Below are 16,456 nucleotides of genomic sequence, written 5' to 3'. Positions count from 1 at the left end.
ACATCAATGGGGCATCGTGCTTGAAACAAGCGCAATGACCTGCCGTTCACGCAGGAGAGAGGTGCCGCATGGACGACATCGACCGGGCCATCCTGCGGGAGCTGCAGGCCGACGGCCGGATCCCTTACGCCGATCTGGGTCCGAAGGTGGGGTTGTCACCCTCGGCCGCGAGGCTCCGGCTGCAGCGGCTGATCGACTCCAAGGCGGTCCAGGTCGTCGGAGTGACCGACCCGATGACCATGGGCCGGCAGACGATGGCACTCCTGGGCTTGCGCATCGACGGCGATCCCCGGGCGGTCGCCGATGAACTGTCCCGGCACGACGAAGTCGTCTACACGGTCCTGACGGCCGGCGGCTTCGACCTTTTCGCGGAGGTGGTGTGCCCTCAGCCCCGGGATCTTCTGGACTTCATCAACGACATCGTGCGGCCCGTCGAGGGCGTCGCATCCGTGGAGAACTTCCCCTACTTCGCGATTCACACGCACCGCTTCCTGTGGCACGTCGACTGAGGCGTCCCGAGTGTCCGAGCCCTGTTTGCCCGCACCAGCCGAGGAACCCCGCATGCTGCCCGACGAGCACCGCACGATCGACTTCTTCACCGAGGACGCCCTTCCCGCACCCCGCATGGCGCCGGCCGAGGCTGAGCTCATCGCTGCCGAACACCTCGGCATCTCTGCTCGCGCGCGGGCGCTGGGCAGCCAGCAGGACGCCAACTTCCTGCTGCACGCCGACGACGCCCCGACGGCTCCCCGCGGCGCACGACGGTGGACACCGAGAACGGTCCGGCCGTCGCGCGCCTGCTGCGCCACCTGCCCGGCGGCACGCTCTCGGGCCCACGACACCTGTCTCCCGGCACCGTGGCGGGCATGGGCACGATCGCCGGAAAGGTCAGCACCGCCCTGCGCGACTTCCGGCATCCGGGCCTCGACCGCGTGCTCCAGTGGGACCCGCAGCACGCCGATCGCGTCGTCGCCAAGCTCGCCCGGCACATCGCCGAACCCGACCGGCGCAGCGCCGTCCAGACCGCGACCGCCGAGGCCTGGGCACATGTCCACAAGCTCGCCGCCGCCCTGCCGTCGCAGGCCGTGCACCTGGACCTCACGGACGACAATCTGGTCCGCTCTCCCGACAGCCGTCCGCCCATGCCGGACGGGGTCATCGACTTCGGTGACGTGACCACGAGCTGGGCGGTCGGCGAACTCGCCGTGTCACTGTCCTCGATGCTCCACCACGACGGCATCGAGCCTCACCACGTGCTGCCGGCCGTCCGCGCCTTCCACGCCGTTCGGCCGCTCTCCGCCGAGGAGGCCGAGGCGGTGTGGCCGCTCGTGGTCCTGCGTGCCGCCGTCCTGGTGGCCAGCGGGCGGCACCAGGCCGCCATCGACGAGGACAACGTCTACGCCAAGGCCGCGCTCGACCGCGAATGGCGCATATTCGAACAGGCCACCAGGCTGCCCCTGCCGGTGATGACCCGCCTCATCAGGGACGCTACCGGCATGGCCGACATGCCCGCCCGGACCGCGCGCGCCGACGCACCGCTGCGTCCTCTCCTGCGGGACCTCGTCGCCGACGACATCGCCCTCCTCGACCTGTCCACCGACGCCGATTCCATGGACCACGGAGCCTGGACGGACGCCGGCACCGAGGCCCGGCTGGTGACCTCCGCGCTCGCGGACGGAGCGGCCGCCGTCGCCACCCGGTACGCCCATGCGCGACTCACTCGGACAGCGGCGCTGTCGGCGGTGTCCACCGCCACGGTGCCCACCGGGATCGACCTTTGGCTCGGCCGGGATGCCGTGGTGCAGGCGCCCGCCGCGGGGAAGGTCCTCGCCGCGGGACCGCGCCATGTGGAACTCACCTACGGCGCGCAGGTGCTGTCGCTGTCCTTCCCCCGCGCGGGCCGGCCCGTGGTCACCGCCGGTGCGACGGTGCAGGCGGGCGAGGACATCATCCACCTCGGCTCCGGTGCCTCGGTCCGCGTCACGCTGCGCGACGCCGACGTCCCCGCTGCCCCGCGCCTGGTCCGTCCCGAGTACGCCGCCGGCTGGCTCGCGCTCACCGCCGACCCCGCCCCACTCCTCGGCCTCCCGGCCGACTCCGACCGTACGCACGAGAGGGACCTGCTCGACCGGCGTGACGCCGCGTTCGCCACCGTGCAGGAGCACTACTACGCCAACCCTCCGCGTATCGAACGTGGTTGGCGCCACCATCTGCTGTCCACCGACGGACGGTCGTACCTCGACATCGTCAACAACGTCACCCCACTCGGCCACGCCCACCCCCGCGTCGAGCAGGCGGTCTCCCGGCAGTTGCGGCGGCTCAACACCAACTCGCGCTTCCACTACGCCTCCGTGGTGGAGTTCACCGAGCGCCTCGCCTCTCTCCTCCCCGACCCTCTTGACACGGTGTTCCTGGTCAACTCCGGTTCGGAAGCGGTGGATCTGGGCCTTCGCCTGGCCATCGGGGCCTCCGGCCGGCCCGACGTCGTCGCGCTGCGCGAGGCGTACCACGGCTGGACGTACGCCTCCGACGCGGTCTCCACCTCGCTCCAGGACAACCCGAACGCCCTGGCCACCCGCCCGAGCTGGGTGCACACCGTGGACTCGCCCAACTCCTACCGCGGCCGCCACCGCGGGCCGGATGCCGTGCACTACGCACCCGAGGCCGTCGCGGTGATCGACGAACTGGCCACGGCAGGCCGCCCGGCGGGAGCATTCATCGGCGAGACCTTCTACGGCAACGCCGGAGGGGTCGCCCTTCCCGACGGCTATCTCGCCCAGGTGTACGCGGCGGTACGGCGTCACGGCGGCCTGGCCGTCGCCGACGAGGTCCAGGTCGGATACGGCCGCCTGGGACACTGGTTCTGGGGCTTCGAGCAGCAGCAGGTCGTCCCCGACATCGTCTGTGTCGCCAAGGCCATGGGCAACGGACACCCCCTCGGCGCCGTCATCACGTCCAAGGCGGTCGCGGACCGGTACCGCGACCAGGGCTACTTCTTCTCCTCCACCGGCGGCAGCCCCGTCTCCAGCATCGTGGGCCTCACCGTCCTGGACGCCCTGCGCGACGAAGACCTCCAGGGCAACGCGGTGCGCGTCGGCGGCCATCTGAAAAGCCGGCTGGAGGCACTGGCCGACCGCTACGGCATCATCGGCGCCGTCCACGGCTCGGGCCTCTACCTCGGCCTCGAACTCGTCCGGGACCGCGTTCACCTGGAACCCGCCACAGAAGAGACCGCCGAACTCTGCGACCGCATGCTCGACCTCGGCGTGATCGTCCAACCCACCGGGGACCACCTCAACATCCTCAAGATCAAGCCACCGCTGTGCATCGACACCACCGCGGCCGACTTCTTCGCCGACATGCTCGACCTGGCCCTCACCCAACTCGGCCACTCCCACTGACGCCGCACATCCGAAGGGCCCGGGGCCCGGCGGCGTGTACGGCATGCATGCCCCACCGGACAGGTCGCGGCCGTAGCCGGAGCCCTTGAAGCCGCCCCAGGGGACTTCACCGGCGAGTACGAGGTGGGAGTTGACTCGCGGGCCACCTCGGCGCCCTCGGGGACGTCGACGAGGACGGTGGGGGCCACTGCCCGTCTGCGCATGTTCGCCACGGTCCTGGACATGGACTACAGCCAGGCCTTCGACACCATCACCAACGAGGACACCGCCGTCTTCGACGCGCTGCTCAACGCCGACGGCAACGAGGCGGCCCGCCTGTGGCGGGTCAAGAACGAACGCTGTGTCCGGTACATGATCGCCCAGCTCCCCGAGGACGACGCCGACCCGCAGCTGTGGACCACCGCCGCGTCTCGGATGGCTTCGCGAATGGCCCGCCATGTCGGACAGGCGGTCGATGAACAGGCACCAGATGCGCGTGGCCAGGCTGTCGTGGCGGACGAGGGTGTCCTCCCGATGTCCTCCCGATGCGAGTTGTGCGCGGCGGCGTAGCGCGCTCAGGGGCGCCCGGTCCGCGGCCCGACGCCGAGGCGTGGTTCCTCGCCCCCGGGCTCGATCGCCGGCCGCTCCATGGACGCCCCCTTGACCTGTCCCACGAGCTCCCATATCGTACCGCAGAGTTTAATATATCAGTTGCGCATTAGTTGGCCCCCAGGATGGTGCACAGATGGCAACCAGCCCGTCGACCAGCACACTCGCCTCGTCCGCCCTCTCCCTCCCGCTGGGCGAGCTCGACCCGGACGTCGCCGCCGCGGTGGCGGCCGAACTGCATCGCCAACAGTCCACGCTCGAGATGATCGCCTCGGAGAACTTCGCCCCGGCCGCCGTGATGGAGGCCCAGGGCTCGGTCCTCACCAATAAGTACGCCGAGGGCTACCCGGGACGCCGCTACTACGGCGGCTGCGAACACGTCGACGTCGTGGAGCAGTTGGCCATCGCCCGGGTGAAGGAACTGTTCGGCGCCGAGGCCGCGAACGTACAGCCCCACTCGGGCGCCCAGGCCAACGCCGCCGCGATGTTCGCGCTGCTGAGGCCCGGCGACACGATCCTCGGCCTCGACCTGGCGCACGGCGGCCACCTGACCCACGGCATGCGCGTCAACTTCTCCGGCAAGCTGTACAACGTCTTGCCCTACCACGTGCGCGAGTCGGACATGCGCATCGACATGGACGAGGTCGAGCAGCTCGCGCTCGCGCACCGGCCGAAGATGATCGTCGCCGGCTGGTCGGCCTACCCCCGGCGGCTGGACTTCGCCGCGTTCCGGCGGATCGCCGACGCGGTGGGCGCGTACCTGATGGTGGACATGGCGCACTTCGCCGGTCTGGTGGCCGCGGGGCTGCACCCGAGCCCAGTGCCGTACGCCGACGTCGTGACGACCACCACCCACAAGACCCTCGGCGGCCCGCGCGGCGGTGTGATCCTCAGCCGCGCCGACCTCGCCAAGAAGATCAACTCGGCCGTCTTCCCAGGTCAGCAGGGTGGCCCGCTGGAGCATGTCATCGCGGCGAAGGCGGTGGCCTTCAAGGTGGCGGCGGGGGAGGAGTTCAAGGAGCGCCAGCAGCGCACGCTGTACGGCGCCCGCATCCTCGCCGGACGGCTGCTGGCCGACGACGTGGCCGAGGCCGGCATCACGGTCCTGACCGGCGGCACCGAGGTCCACCTGGTCCTCGTCGACCTGCGGGGCTCCGCGCTCGACGGGCAGCAGGCCGAGGACCGGCTGCACCGCATCGGCATCACCGTCAACCGCAACGCGGTGCCCTTCGACCCGCGTCCGCCGATGGTGTCGTCCGGGCTGCGGATCGGCACCCCGGCCCTGGCCACCCGAGGCTTCGGCGACCCGGAGTTCCGGGAGGTCGCCGACATCATCGCCGAGGCCCTCAAGGGCGAACGGCCCGACGACGAACTGCGCGGCCGGGTCGCGAAGCTGGCCTCCGCCTTCCCCCTGTATCCCCACCTGTCCCACCTGAACGGAGACGCGGCGTGAGCACCGAGCCGCTGCCGGAGCACCCGGACTTCCTCTGGCGCAACCCCGAGCCGCGCTCCTCGTACGACGTCGTCATCGTCGGCGCGGGCGGCCACGGCCTGGCCACCGCCTACTACCTCGCCAAGAACCACGGCATCACCAACGTCGCCGTCCTGGAGAAGGGCTGGCTGGCCGGCGGCAACATGGCCCGCAACACCACGATCATCCGCTCCAACTACCTGTGGGACGAGAGCGCGGCGATCTACGAGCACGCCCTGAAGCTGTGGGAGCGGCTCCCGGAGGAGCTGGACTATGACTTCCTGTTCAGCCAGCGCGGCGTCCTCAACCTCGCGCACACCCTCCAGGACGTCCGCGAGGGCACGCGCCGGGCGAACGCCAACCGGCTCAACGGAGTCGACGCCGAGTGGCTCGAACCGGACGAGGTCGCCAAGGTCTGCCCCATCCTCAACGTCTCGCCGCGCACCCGGTATCCGGTCCTCGGCGCCACCTTCCAGCCGCGGGCCGGCATCGCCAAGCACGACCACGTCGCCTGGGCGCTGGCCCGCCGCGCCGACGAGCTGGGCGTGGACCTGATCCAGGGCTGCGAGGTCACCGGCTTCCTCAAGGACGGCGACCGGGTCGTGGGCGTCGAGACCAACCTCGGCCGCATCAACGCGGGCCGGGTCGGTCTCGCGGCCGCCGGGCACAGCAGCGTGCTGGCCGAGCGGGCGGGCGTACGGCTGCCGGTGCAGTCGTACCCGCTGCAGGCGCTGGTCTCCGAACTGCACGAGCCGGTGCACCCGACGGTCGTCATGTCGAACCACGTGCACGTCTACGTCTCCCAGGCCCACAAGGGCGAGCTGGTGATGGGCGCGGGCGTCGACTCCTACAACGGCTACGGGCAGCGCGGCTCCTTCCACGTGATCGAGCACCAGATGGCCGCCGCCGTCGAGCTGTTCCCCATCTTCGCCCGCGCGCACGTGCTGCGGACCTGGGGCGGCGTCGTCGACGTCACGCCGGACGCCTCGCCGATCATCAGCACCACCCCGGTCGAGAACCTCTACGTCAACTGCGGCTGGGGCACCGGCGGATTCAAGGGCACCCCGGCCGCCGGCTGGACCTTCGCGCACACCATCGCCACGGGCGAACCGCATCCGCTGAACGCCCCCTTCGCCCTCGAACGCTTCACGACGGGCGCCTTGATCGACGAGCACGGCGCAGCAGCCGTGGCCCACTGAAAGCCGCCGAGAGCCCGCCGAGAGCCTGCCGAGAGAAGGACACCGTGCTGCTGATCAGCTGCCCATGGTGCGGTCCGCGTGACGAGACCGAGTACCACTACGGGGGACAGGCCCACGTCCGCTACCCCGAGACCCCCGCGGACCTCGACGACCGGCAGTGGGCCGAGTACGTCTTCTACCGCGACAACCCCAAGGGCCCCTTCGCCGAGCGGTGGGTGCACAGCACCGGCTGCCGCCGCTGGTTCAACGTCCTGCGCGACACCGTCACCTACGAGGTGCTCGCCTCCTACCGGCTCGACGAGCCCCGCCCCGAACTGCCCCAGGCCGGAGGGAACCGATGACCGACCAGCACTTCCGGCTCCGGCAGGGCGGCCGTGTCGACCGCGGCACCGTGCTGCGGTTCACCGTCGACGGGCGGGAGCTGACCGGCCACCCCGGCGACACCGTCGCCTCGGCGATGCTGGCGCACGGTCTCATCGAGGTCGCCCCGTCGCTCTACCGCGGCCGCCCGCGCGGCATCGTCGCCGCGGGCGTCGAGGAGCCCAACGCCCTGGTGCAGCTCGACGGCCCGTGCACGGAGGGCATGCTCCCGGCGACGACCATCGAGCTCTACGACGGCCTGTCCGCCACCACGCTGTCCGGGATGGGCCGGCTCGACCCGACCCCCGACCCGGCCGTCTACGACAAGAAGTACGTCCACACCGACGTCCTGGTCGTCGGCGCCGGACCGGCCGGACTCGCGGCCACCGCCGCTGCCGCCGGCGCCGGTGCCCGGGTGATCCTCGTCGACGACCAGCCCGAGCCCGGCGGTTCGCTGCTCTCCGGCGCGCGGCGCGACCTCGACTGGGTCGCCGACGTGCGCGCGGCACTCGACGCCGCCCCCGAGGTCGTCGTACTGCAGCGCACCACGGCCTTCGGGTCGTACGACGACAACTACGTGCTGGCCCTGCAGCGGCGCACCGACCACCTCGGGTCCGCCGCTCCCGAGGGCGTCTCGCGCCAGCGGCTGTGGCACATCCGGGCCCGCCAGGTGATCCTCGCGACCGGCGCGCACGAGCGTCCGCTGGTCTTCGCCGGCAACGACCGGCCCGGGGTGATGCTCGCCGGGGCGGTGCGCACCTACCTCAACCGGTATGCCGTGGCGCCGGGTTCGCGGGCCGTGGTGAGCACGACCAACGACAGCGCGTACGACACCGTCGCCGATCTCCACGCCGCCGGCATCGACATCGCCGCCGTCGTGGACGCCCGCCCGGAGCTGTCCCAGCGGGCCGCCGAGGTCGCCGTGGCGACCGGGGTGCGGGTGCTGACGGGCAGCGCGGTGGTCGACACCGCCGGGGACCGCCGGGTCAGCGGTGTCACCGTCCAGGGGATCGACGAGAGCGGTCGACTCACCGGTGCCCCGCGGTCGTTCGACTGCGATCTGCTCGCCGTCTCCGGCGGCTGGAGCCCGGTGGTGCACCTGCACAGCCAGCGCCAGGGCAGGCTCCGCTGGGACTCCGAGCGGGTCGCCTTCGTGCCGGACGGGACCGTGCGCGACCAGCAGGTCGTGGGTGCGGCGCGCGGCACGTCCACCCTGGACGGGTGTGTGGCCGAGGGGGCGCGGGCCGGGGCGCTGGCGGCGACGGAGGCCGGGTTCCCGGTGCCGGTGCCGACGGCGTCGTACGACGAAGTCCGTCCCGAGGTGCGCGCCCTGTGGCTGGTGCCGGGCGTCGACGACGGCTGGGACACCCACTTCGTCGACCACCAGCGCGATGTCACCGTCGCCGACGTGTGGCGCTCCACCGGCGCCGGCATGCGCGGCGTCGAGCACGTCAAGCGCTACACCTCCCTCGGCACGGCCAACGACCAGGGCAAGACGTCCGGGGTCAACGCGATCGGCGTGATCGCCGAGGTGCTGGGCGGTTCCCTGGGAGAGATCGGCACCACCGCCTACCGGGCGCCGTACACGCCGGTGGCCTTCGCCGCCCTCGCCGGACGTGAGCGCGGTGAGCTGTTCGACCCGGAGCGGACCACCTCCATCCACGGCTGGCATGTGGCGAACGGCGCCGAGTTCGAGGACGTCGGGCAGTGGAAGCGCCCCTGGTACTACCCGCGGCCCGGCGAGGACATGGACACCGCCGTCGCCCGCGAGTGCCGCGCCGCCCGTGAGGGCGTGGCGTTCATGGACGCCTCCACCCTCGGCAAGATCGAGATCTGGGGCGCGGACGCGGGCGAGTTCCTCAACCGCGTCTACACCAACGCCTTCAAGAAGCTCAAGCCCGGCATGGCCCGCTACGGCGTCATGTGCAAGCCGGACGGCATGATCTTCGACGACGGCGTGACCCTGCGTCTCGACGACGACCGCTACTTCATGACCACCACGACCGGCGGCGCCGCCGGGGTCCTGGACTGGCTGGAGGAGTGGCTGCAGACCGAGTGGCCCGAACTCGACGTGCACTGCACCTCGGTGACCGAGCAGTGGACGACGATCGCCGTCGTCGGCCCGCAGTCCCGCGAGGTCGTCGGCCATCTCGCCCCCGACGTCGACCTGTCCGCCGAGGCCTTCCCGTTCATGGCCTTCCGCGAGACCACCCTGGCCTCCGGCATCCCGGCCCGCATCTGCCGGATCTCCTTCTCCGGCGAACTGGCCTACGAGATCAACGTCCCGGCCTGGTACGGCCTCGCGGTCTGGGAGGAGGTGTACGCGGTCGGCCGGCCGTACGACATCACCCCGTACGGCACCGAGACCATGCACGTGCTGCGGGCCGAGAAGGGCTACATCATCGTCGGCCAGGACACCGACGGCACCGTCACCCCGCAGGACGCGGGCATGTCGTGGGTGGTCTCCAAGCAGAAGGACTTCATCGGCAAGCGGTCCTTCGCCCGCGCCGACACCTCCCGCACCGACCGCAGGCAACTGGTCGGCCTGCTCCCGAGCGACCGCACCACCCGGCTGCCCGAGGGCACCCAACTCGTCGCGCCGGAAGCCTCCTTGGCCACGGTGCCGGTGCCGATGCTCGGCCACGTCACCTCCAGCTACCACAGCCCGGCCCTCGGCCGCCCCTTCGCCCTCGCCCTCGTCGCCGACGGGCGGGCCAGGATCGGCGAGACCCTGCTCGCCCCGGTGGGCGACGACCTGGTGTCCGTCGAGGTGGCCGACTTCGTCCTCTACGACCCCGAAGGGACCAAGCGCGATGGCTGAGCCGACGATCGAGTCAGGCGCGGGCCCGGTGGCCCTGCGCACCAGCCCCCTGGCCCATCTGGAGGAGCGGATGCGGGCCGCCGCCGTCACCGGCGCGCGCGGTGTCGCGCTCACCGAGTGGCCGTTCATCACCATGGTGAACCTGCGCGTCGACCCCGCCTCCGTAGCGGCCGACCGCATCGACAAGACCCTGGGCGCACCGCTCCCGCGCCAGTGCGGCCACACCACCGCGTCCGGCCCGCACACCGCCGTCTGGCTCGGCCCGGACGAGTGGCTCGTGCTGTCCCAGGCCGACAGCGGCGCTGTGACCGCCGAGTTGCGCGAGGCACTCGGCGGCGACCCGGGCTCGGTCGTGGACGTCTCGGCGAACCGCACCACACTGGAGCTGAGCGGCCCGGCCGCCCGGCAGGTCCTGGAGAAGGGCTGCCCGCTGGACCTGCACCCCCGGGCCTTCGGGCCCGGCCGGGCGGTGTCGACCACGGTGGGCCCCGTCGCCGTGCTCCTCTGGCAGGTCGACGACGCACCCACGTACCGCCTGTTCCCACGTTCCTCGTTCGCTGACTATCTGGCGCGCTGGCTCATCGACGCGATGAGCGAGTACCGCCGTCCGGAGGTGCCCTGATGGAGACACCCGTCGAGCATGTGCTCACCGTCGACTGCCCCGAGGCGCCCGGCATCGTCCACGCCGTCTCGCGGTTCCTTCTCGACCACGGCAGCGACATCATCGACAACCAGCAGTTCGGCGACCGCCGCGACGGTCACTTCTTCATGCGGGTGCACTTCGCCACCTCCGGCAGCGAGAACACCACCGAGGCCCTGCGCCGCGACTTCGCCGCCGTGGCCGCGCCGTTCGCCATGCGTTGGCATCTGGAACCGGCCGGCACCCGGCGCCGGGTGCTGGTCATGGTGTCCCGCTACGGCCACTGCCTGAACGACCTGCTGTACCGCACCCGCAGCGGCGATCTGCCCATCGACGTGGTCGCGGTGGTCTCCAACCCCGCGACCACGAGGCACTCGTCACCTGGCACGGCATCCCGTTCTTCCATGTGCCGGTCACCGCCGCGACCAAGCCCGACGCCGAGGCCCGGCTCCTGGAACTCGTCGACTCCTTCGACGTGGACCTGGTGGTGCTGGCGCGCTACATGCAGGTGCTCTCCGACGACCTGTGCGCCCGGCTGGCCGGCCGGACGATCAACATCCACCACTCGTTCCTGCCGAGCTTCAAGGGCGCCAAGCCCTACCACCAGGCACACGAACGAGGCGTCAAGCTCGTCGGCGCGACCGCCCACTACGTCACCGCCGACCTCGACGAAGGCCCGATCATCGCCCAGGCGGTCATCGACGTCGACCACAGCCACGCCCCCGACGACCTGGCCGCCATCGGCCGCGACGCGGAGTCGGCGGCCCTGGCCCGCGCGGTGCGGTGGCACTGCGAGGGCCGGGTGTTCGTCCAGGGCAGACGCACGGTGGTACTGCGCTGACGGCTCCCGGCAGCGGCCGCCGCCTGCCACGGCGCCATGTCCGCGAGGAGCTCCGGCTTCGCGTACAGGGCGCCGACGCCGGTCGGCGCGGCTGGTCGCGGGGGAGCGTGGAGTGGTTCTCGAAGGTCCTCCGTGGATCCAGTGACGGCTCCCCTGTCTACCGTGGACCCATGACATCACCGCCTGATGTGCTGATCGTGGGCGCCGGGCCCACGGGGCTCGCGCTCGCCGCCCAACTGAGCGCCCACGGAACCCCGTTCCGTATCGTCGACCGCTCCCTCGACCGGGTACGCGAGTCCCGGGCGCTCGGCATCCAGCCCCGCACCCTGGAGGCGCTCGCGGGCTTCGGCGTGACGGAGGAACTGGTGGCCCGAGGCAACCCCGCCATGCGGCTGCGCCTGCACCTGAGCGGGCGTACCGTCTCGGTGCCGCTGTTCGACATCGGGGCGACGGACACGCCGTACCCCTTCCTGCTGTTCCTCTCCCAGGCCGAGACGGAGAGCGTGCTCGGAGAGCATCTGGCCCGGCGGGGCGCAACGGTCGAGCGCGGCGTCGAGGTCGTCCGGCTGGAGCGGCGGGGATCACATGCGGTGGGCCGGCTGCGCGGCCGCGGCGGCGGGGAGGAGACCGTGACGGCCCGATACGTCGTCGGGTGCGACGGTGCCCACAGCACCGTGCGCGCACAGGCGGGCATCGGCTTCGAGGGCTACGCCTATCCGCAGACGTACCTGCTCGCCGACCTGGAGGTCGACGGACTGGAACCGGGTGCCGTGCACTCGTACATGTCGGGGCGCGGAATGCTGTTCTTCTTCCCGCTCGGCGCGCCCGCCCCCTGGCGCATGCTCGCCATGCGGCCGTCCGACGCCCCCGACGGCAAGGTGACGTTGCCGCTGCTGCAGCGGATCGCCGAGCGGTACGGCGCGCGAGGGGTGGCCCTGCGGGATCCCGTCTGGATGACCGACTTCCGCCTCCACAACCGCGGCGCCGCCCGCTACCGCTCCGGGCCCTTCTTCCTCGCCGGCGACGCGGCCCACATCCACAGCCCGGCCGGGGCCCAGGGCATGAACACCGGCATCCAGGACGCCCTCAACCTGGGCTGGAAGCTGGCCCTGGTGTGCCGGGGCGCCGCGCCGGAGGAGTTGCTGGAGACGTACGGAGCCGAACGCGTCCCGGTCGGCCGCGACGTGCGGCGCTTCACCGACCGCGCGTTCGTCATCGGCACCAGCCCCCACCCCGTCCTGCGGTTCGCCCGCTCCCGGCTCGTCCCGCACCTCGCCCCCCTGGCGCGACACGCGACCGCGCCCCGCCGCCGGGTCTTTCGCACCGTCTCCGAACTGGGCATCCACTACCGCCGCAGCCCCGCCTCGACCCCCGGCACCCGACCGCCCCGCCGCGGCCCACGGGCCGGTGACCGGCTGCCCGACCTGCCCAGCGGACTCCAGGCCCGCACCGCCGGACCCGGCTGGCATCTGCTCCTGACCGGACCGCCGCACCTGTGGCCGGACGAGCGGCTCGCCCCGGTCCTGAGCGGCCGCACCGACCTGATCACCGTGCACCGACTCGGCGAGAGGGGCACCTGGCCGGGCGTCGCCCAGGGACTCGTACGGCCCGACGGCCACCTCGGCTACGTCGCACGCGGCGCGGACCTGGAGGGCCTGCGGGCCTACGCCGCCCACTGGCTGCCGGTCGAGCCGGCCCGACGCACGCGGTGAACACCCGCCGCCCTTGATCCGTACCACCCTTCGTGCAGCTACACAGAGGAAGCAGCAGAGGAAGGACCGGCCGCCGTCTCGCGTCGGCCGGCAGTCTGGTTCTCCTGCTCACCGTCACCGCGTGCGGCGGCGGTGACGACAAGGGAGCCTCCGCGAAGGACAGCCCGGCGAACGTCTCGGCCACCGTGGCCGGTGTCGTGGCGCCGGCGAAGGTCGAGGTGATCGCCGGTCTGACCGACTGCAAGGTCAAGATCCGGACCGAGGCGGACCAACTGCGCGAGGGCCTGTGCCACACGGCGAAGGGCGACTACCTCATCACGACGTTCCCTGCGGAGAAGTACAAGCTGACCTGGCTGGACGCGGCCGCCGTCTACGGCGGCAAGTACCTCGTCGGCACCCGTTGGGTGGTCAGCGGCAAACCGGCGCTGCTGGAAAAGCTCCGGCCCCGACTGGGCGGGACCATCCAGCAGTTGAGGGGCGTGGGGCCGACTCCGGGCCCGAGCGCATCGTAACGCCGGGCCGGGGAGCGGCGCGGCTCACTCGGCCGCGTCGCTGATGCCCAGCCGCAGATGCTCCACGTGGTACACGGCCTGGTCGAGCAGCTCGGCGACATGGTGGTCGTGCAGCGCGTACACCACCGACCGCCCGCGCCGCTCGCCCACGACCAGGCCGAGATTGCGCAGCAGCCGGAGCTGGTGCGAGCAGGCGGACTGCTCCATGCCCACCTCGGCCGCCAACTCCGTGGCCGGCAGCGGCCCCTCGCGCAGCCGCGCCAGGATCAGCAGGCGGGAGGGGGTGGACAGGGCCTGGAGGGTGGTGGCCACCTTGGTCACGTTGGCCGCGTCGAGACGTACGCGCTCGGGGGCGTCCTGTGCGGCGGTGACGGCTCCATGACCCATGAGGGGTATCTTACCCATCATCCATGGATGCATGAAGGATTATTCATGCATTTCATTTCAGGTCCTCGCCAGGTGATCCGGCGGCTTCCAGGACACGCGAGGTTGATGTCGGATTCTCGCCAGCCCCGGCCTGTCCCGTGGCCGATGCTGGACACATGCAGAAGGGGATGCACACCGACACGGAGCGCTGCGTGCGCGCCGTCCAGTCCAAGGACGCCCGCTTCGACGGCTGGTTCTTCACGGCGGTCGTCACGACCGGGATCTACTGCCGGCCGAGCTGCCCGGTGGTCCCGCCCAAGCCGGAGAACATGCGGTTCCACCCGAGCGCGGCGGCCTGCCAGCAGGCCGGTTTCAGGGCCTGCAAGCGCTGCCGCCCGGACACCAGCCCCGGCTCCCCGCAGTGGAACCAGCGCGCCGACCTGGTGGCCCGCGCGATGCGTCTGATCGCCGACGGCGTCGTCGACCGCGAGGGCGTGCCCGGCCTCGCCGCCCGGCTCGGCTACAGCACCCGGCAGATCGAACGCCAGCTCCTGGCCGAACTCGGCGCCGGCCCGCTCGCCCTGGCCCGCGCCCAGCGCGCCCAGGCGGCCCGCCTCCTCATCGAGACGACGCCCCTGCCCATGGCGGACATCGCCTTCGCGGCCGGATTCGCGTCCGTCCGCACCTTCAACGACACCGTCCGCGAGGTCTTCGCCCTCTCGCCGACGGACCTGCGCGGCCGTGCCCCGCGCGGCAACCCGGGGACCTCGACGAACACAGGGGGAGCCCTCACGCTCCGCCTGCCGTTCCGCGCCCCGCTCAACCCCGACAACCTCTTCGGCCACCTCGCGGCGACCGCCGTACCCGGCGTCGAGGAGTGGCGGGACGGCGCCTACCGGCGCACGCTCAGGCTGCCGTACGCCCATGGCATCGTGTCCCTGACCCCCCACCCCGACCACATCGCCTGCCGCCTCACCCTCGGCGACCTGCGCGATCTGACCGTCGCGATCAGCCGGTGCCGCCGGATGCTCGACCTGGACGCCGATCCGGTCGCGATCGACGACCAGTTGCGCACGGATCCGCTGCTGGCGCCCCTGGTCGACAAGGCGCCCGGCCGCCGGGTGCCGCGCACGGTCGACGAGGCCGAGTTCGCCGTACGGGCCGTGCTCGGCCAACAGGTCTCCACGGCGGCCGCCCGCACCCACGCGGCCCGCCTGGTCACCGCGCACGGCGAGCGGGTCGACGACCCCGAGGGCGGCCTCACCCACCTCTTCCCGGCCCCCGAGGCGCTGGCGACCGTGGACCCGGAGTCCCTGGCGATGCCCCGCTCCCGCCGGACGACCTTCACCACCCTGGTCGGCCGACTCGCCGACGGCGAGGTGCGCCTGGGCCCCGACAGCGACTGGCCAAAGACCCGGGCCCGGCTGCTGTCCCTGCCCGGCTTCGGCCCCTGGACGGTCGACGTCATCGCCATGCGCGCCCTCGGCGACCCCGACGCCTTCCTCCCCACCGACCTGGGAATCCGCCGCGCCGCCCAGGAACTGGGCCTGCCGTCCACCCCGGCCGCCCTCACGGCCCGCGCGGCGGCCTGGCGCCCCTGGCGGGCGTACGCCGTCCAGTACCTGTGGGCGACGGACAGCCACCCGATCAACTTCCTCCCCGTATAAGGAACCCAGTGAAGCAGCACACCGTCATCGACAGCCCGTACGGCCCGCTCACCCTCGTCGCCGAGGACGGCGTCCTGTGCGGCCTCTACATGACCGACCAGCGCCACCGCCCACCCGAGGAGACCTTCGGGGCCCGCGACGAGACGCCCTTCGGCGAGACCATCGACCAGCTGGAGGCCTACTTCAGGGGAGAGTTGAAGGAGTTCACCCTGGAACTGCGCCTGAACGGCACCGAATTCCAGCGCCGGGTCTGGAACCAGCTCTGCCGGATCCCCTACGGCGAGACCCGCTCCTACGGCCAGCTCGCCGACGCGCTCGGCAACTCCGGCGCCTCCCGCGCGGTCGGCCTCGCCAACGGCAGGAACCCGATCGGCATCATCGTCCCCTGCCACCGCGTCGTCGGCACGAACGGCGGTCTCACCGGCTACGGCGGCGGCCTGGACCGCAAGAAGCGGCTGCTGGACTTCGAGAGCGGATCGGCGCTGTTCTGAACCCGGCCGGCTCAGCCGCCCGCCCGCTCCGCGGCACCGCGCTCCACACAGAACTCGTTGCCCTCCGGATCGGCGAGGACCGCCCAGCCGGTGCCGTCCGGGTTGCGGCGGTCGTCGACCAGGACGGCGCCGAGCCCGAGGACCCGCTCGACCTCCTCGTCCCGGGTCCGATCCTGCGGCTCCAGGTCCAGATGCACCCGGTTCTTGACGGTCTTGGGCTCCGGAACGGTGACGAACAGCAGCCCGGCCCCCTCGATCAGCGCGTCCTCGCCCCCCGGCCGGTCGTCCTCGTGCACGGGCAGACCGAGTACCCGGGACCAGAAGCCGGCGAGGCCGTAGGCGTCGGCGGAGTCGATCGTCACATGGCGAATACGAGAGGTCATGATC

14 protein-coding genes and 1 pseudogene are annotated in these 16,456 nt (G+C 71.9%); 13 read left to right on the top strand and 2 right to left on the bottom strand.

The genetic code is table 11. The features are described from left to right. The first annotated feature begins 68 nt into the window (after positions 1 to 68). From IM697_RS30450 to IM697_RS30400, 11 genes and pseudogenes are all read left to right on the top strand, one after another. Positions 69 to 509 carry an Lrp/AsnC family transcriptional regulator gene (locus IM697_RS30450; RefSeq protein WP_194039300.1) on the top strand — a complete coding sequence of 147 codons (441 nt, stop codon included), beginning with the start codon at positions 69 to 71 and terminating at the stop codon, positions 507 to 509. Positions 510 to 764: 255 nt separating this feature from the next. Continuing rightward, positions 765 to 3,401 carry an aminotransferase gene (locus tag IM697_RS30445; RefSeq protein WP_228044235.1) on the top strand — a complete coding sequence of 879 codons (2,637 nt, stop codon included), beginning with the start codon at positions 765 to 767 and terminating at the stop codon, positions 3,399 to 3,401. Between the two features lie 201 nt (positions 3,402 to 3,602). Then, positions 3,603 to 3,950, top strand: coding sequence for a hypothetical protein (locus IM697_RS46030; protein WP_194039299.1), 348 nt, complete (start codon positions 3,603 to 3,605; stop codon positions 3,948 to 3,950). A gap of 175 nt (positions 3,951 to 4,125) precedes the next feature. Continuing rightward, positions 4,126 to 5,442, top strand: coding sequence for a serine hydroxymethyltransferase (glyA, locus tag IM697_RS30435; RefSeq protein WP_194039298.1), 1,317 nt, complete (start codon positions 4,126 to 4,128; stop codon positions 5,440 to 5,442). Continuing rightward, positions 5,439 to 6,659, top strand: coding sequence for a sarcosine oxidase subunit beta family protein (locus IM697_RS30430; protein ID WP_194039297.1), 1,221 nt, complete (start codon positions 5,439 to 5,441; stop codon positions 6,657 to 6,659). Before glyA ends, IM697_RS30430 begins: the two co-directional genes overlap by 4 nt. 44 nt (positions 6,660 to 6,703) lie before the next feature. Next, positions 6,704 to 7,000, top strand: a complete 297-nt coding sequence (locus tag IM697_RS30425; RefSeq protein WP_194039296.1) for a sarcosine oxidase subunit delta — start codon at positions 6,704 to 6,706, stop codon at positions 6,998 to 7,000. Beyond that, complete coding sequence (locus IM697_RS30420) at positions 6,997 to 9,840, top strand: sarcosine oxidase subunit alpha family protein (RefSeq protein ID WP_194039295.1); 2,844 nt, start codon at positions 6,997 to 6,999, stop codon at positions 9,838 to 9,840. Before IM697_RS30425 ends, IM697_RS30420 begins: the two co-directional genes overlap by 4 nt. After that, entirely contained in the window at positions 9,833 to 10,462 is a 630-nt protein-coding gene (locus IM697_RS30415) for a sarcosine oxidase subunit gamma (protein WP_194039294.1), read from the top strand. The genes IM697_RS30420 and IM697_RS30415 overlap by 8 nt, the downstream gene beginning before the upstream one ends. After that, a pseudogene (gene purU, locus IM697_RS30410) lies at positions 10,462 to 11,321 on the top strand (formyltetrahydrofolate deformylase). Before IM697_RS30415 ends, purU begins: the two are co-directional and overlap by 1 nt. 170 nt (positions 11,322 to 11,491) lie before the next feature. Beyond that, a complete protein-coding gene (locus IM697_RS30405) occupies positions 11,492 to 13,033 on the top strand; it encodes an FAD-dependent monooxygenase (protein ID WP_194039293.1) in 1,542 nt (513 codons plus the stop codon). Between the two features lie 32 nt (positions 13,034 to 13,065). Next, complete coding sequence (locus IM697_RS30400; protein ID WP_228044234.1) at positions 13,066 to 13,545, top strand: hypothetical protein; 480 nt, start codon at positions 13,066 to 13,068, stop codon at positions 13,543 to 13,545. Positions 13,546 to 13,569: 24 nt separating this feature from the next. On the opposite strand, the gene IM697_RS30395 is transcribed toward IM697_RS30400, so the two are convergent. Then, complete coding sequence (locus IM697_RS30395; protein ID WP_194039292.1) at positions 13,570 to 13,932, bottom strand: ArsR/SmtB family transcription factor; 363 nt, start codon at positions 13,930 to 13,932, stop codon at positions 13,570 to 13,572. Positions 13,933 to 14,087: 155 nt separating this feature from the next. Here IM697_RS30395 and IM697_RS30390 point away from each other — a divergent pair, with 155 nt between their 5' ends. Further along, the gene (locus IM697_RS30390) at positions 14,088 to 15,578 is read left to right on the top strand and encodes an AlkA N-terminal domain-containing protein (protein ID WP_322734533.1); all 1,491 of its coding nucleotides are present in this window, start codon (positions 14,088 to 14,090) and stop codon (positions 15,576 to 15,578) included. Positions 15,579 to 15,586: 8 nt separating this feature from the next. Continuing rightward, positions 15,587 to 16,069 (top strand): methylated-DNA--[protein]-cysteine S-methyltransferase, encoded by a 483-nt coding sequence (locus IM697_RS30385; RefSeq protein WP_194039291.1) that lies wholly within the window; start codon positions 15,587 to 15,589, stop codon positions 16,067 to 16,069. Between the two features lie 11 nt (positions 16,070 to 16,080). On the opposite strand, the gene IM697_RS30380 is transcribed toward IM697_RS30385, so the two are convergent. Then, positions 16,081 to 16,452, bottom strand: a complete 372-nt coding sequence (locus tag IM697_RS30380; protein ID WP_194039290.1) for a VOC family protein — start codon at positions 16,450 to 16,452, stop codon at positions 16,081 to 16,083. Positions 16,453 to 16,456: the final 4 nt, after the last annotated feature.

The sequence above is a fragment of the Streptomyces ferrugineus genome (assembly GCF_015160855.1).
Lineage (GTDB): Bacteria > Actinomycetota > Actinomycetes > Streptomycetales > Streptomycetaceae > Streptomyces > Streptomyces ferrugineus.
The sequence above is the reverse complement of the archived record's forward strand: the minus strand, read 5'-3'. Positions and strand labels throughout refer to the sequence as shown.

What these genes read in the sequence shown, in the direction of transcription:
- IM697_RS30450 (WP_194039300.1), top strand. Translation starts at nt 69, where the DNA reads ATGGACGACATCGACCGGGCCATCCTGCGGGAGCTGCAGGCCGACGGC.
- IM697_RS46030 (WP_194039299.1), top strand. Translation starts at nt 3,603, where the DNA reads ATGTTCGCCACGGTCCTGGACATGGACTACAGCCAGGCCTTCGACACC.
- glyA (WP_194039298.1), top strand. Translation starts at nt 4,126, where the DNA reads ATGGCAACCAGCCCGTCGACCAGCACACTCGCCTCGTCCGCCCTCTCC.
- IM697_RS30420 (WP_194039295.1), top strand. Translation starts at nt 6,997, where the DNA reads ATGACCGACCAGCACTTCCGGCTCCGGCAGGGCGGCCGTGTCGACCGC.
- IM697_RS30415 (WP_194039294.1), top strand. Translation starts at nt 9,833, where the DNA reads ATGGCTGAGCCGACGATCGAGTCAGGCGCGGGCCCGGTGGCCCTGCGC.
- IM697_RS30405 (WP_194039293.1), top strand. Translation starts at nt 11,492, where the DNA reads ATGACATCACCGCCTGATGTGCTGATCGTGGGCGCCGGGCCCACGGGG.
- IM697_RS30395 (WP_194039292.1), bottom strand. Translation starts at nt 13,932, where the DNA reads ATGGGTCATGGAGCCGTCACCGCCGCACAGGACGCCCCCGAGCGCGTA.
- IM697_RS30390 (WP_322734533.1), top strand. Translation starts at nt 14,088, where the DNA reads ATGCAGAAGGGGATGCACACCGACACGGAGCGCTGCGTGCGCGCCGTC.
- IM697_RS30380 (WP_194039290.1), bottom strand. Translation starts at nt 16,452, where the DNA reads ATGACCTCTCGTATTCGCCATGTGACGATCGACTCCGCCGACGCCTAC.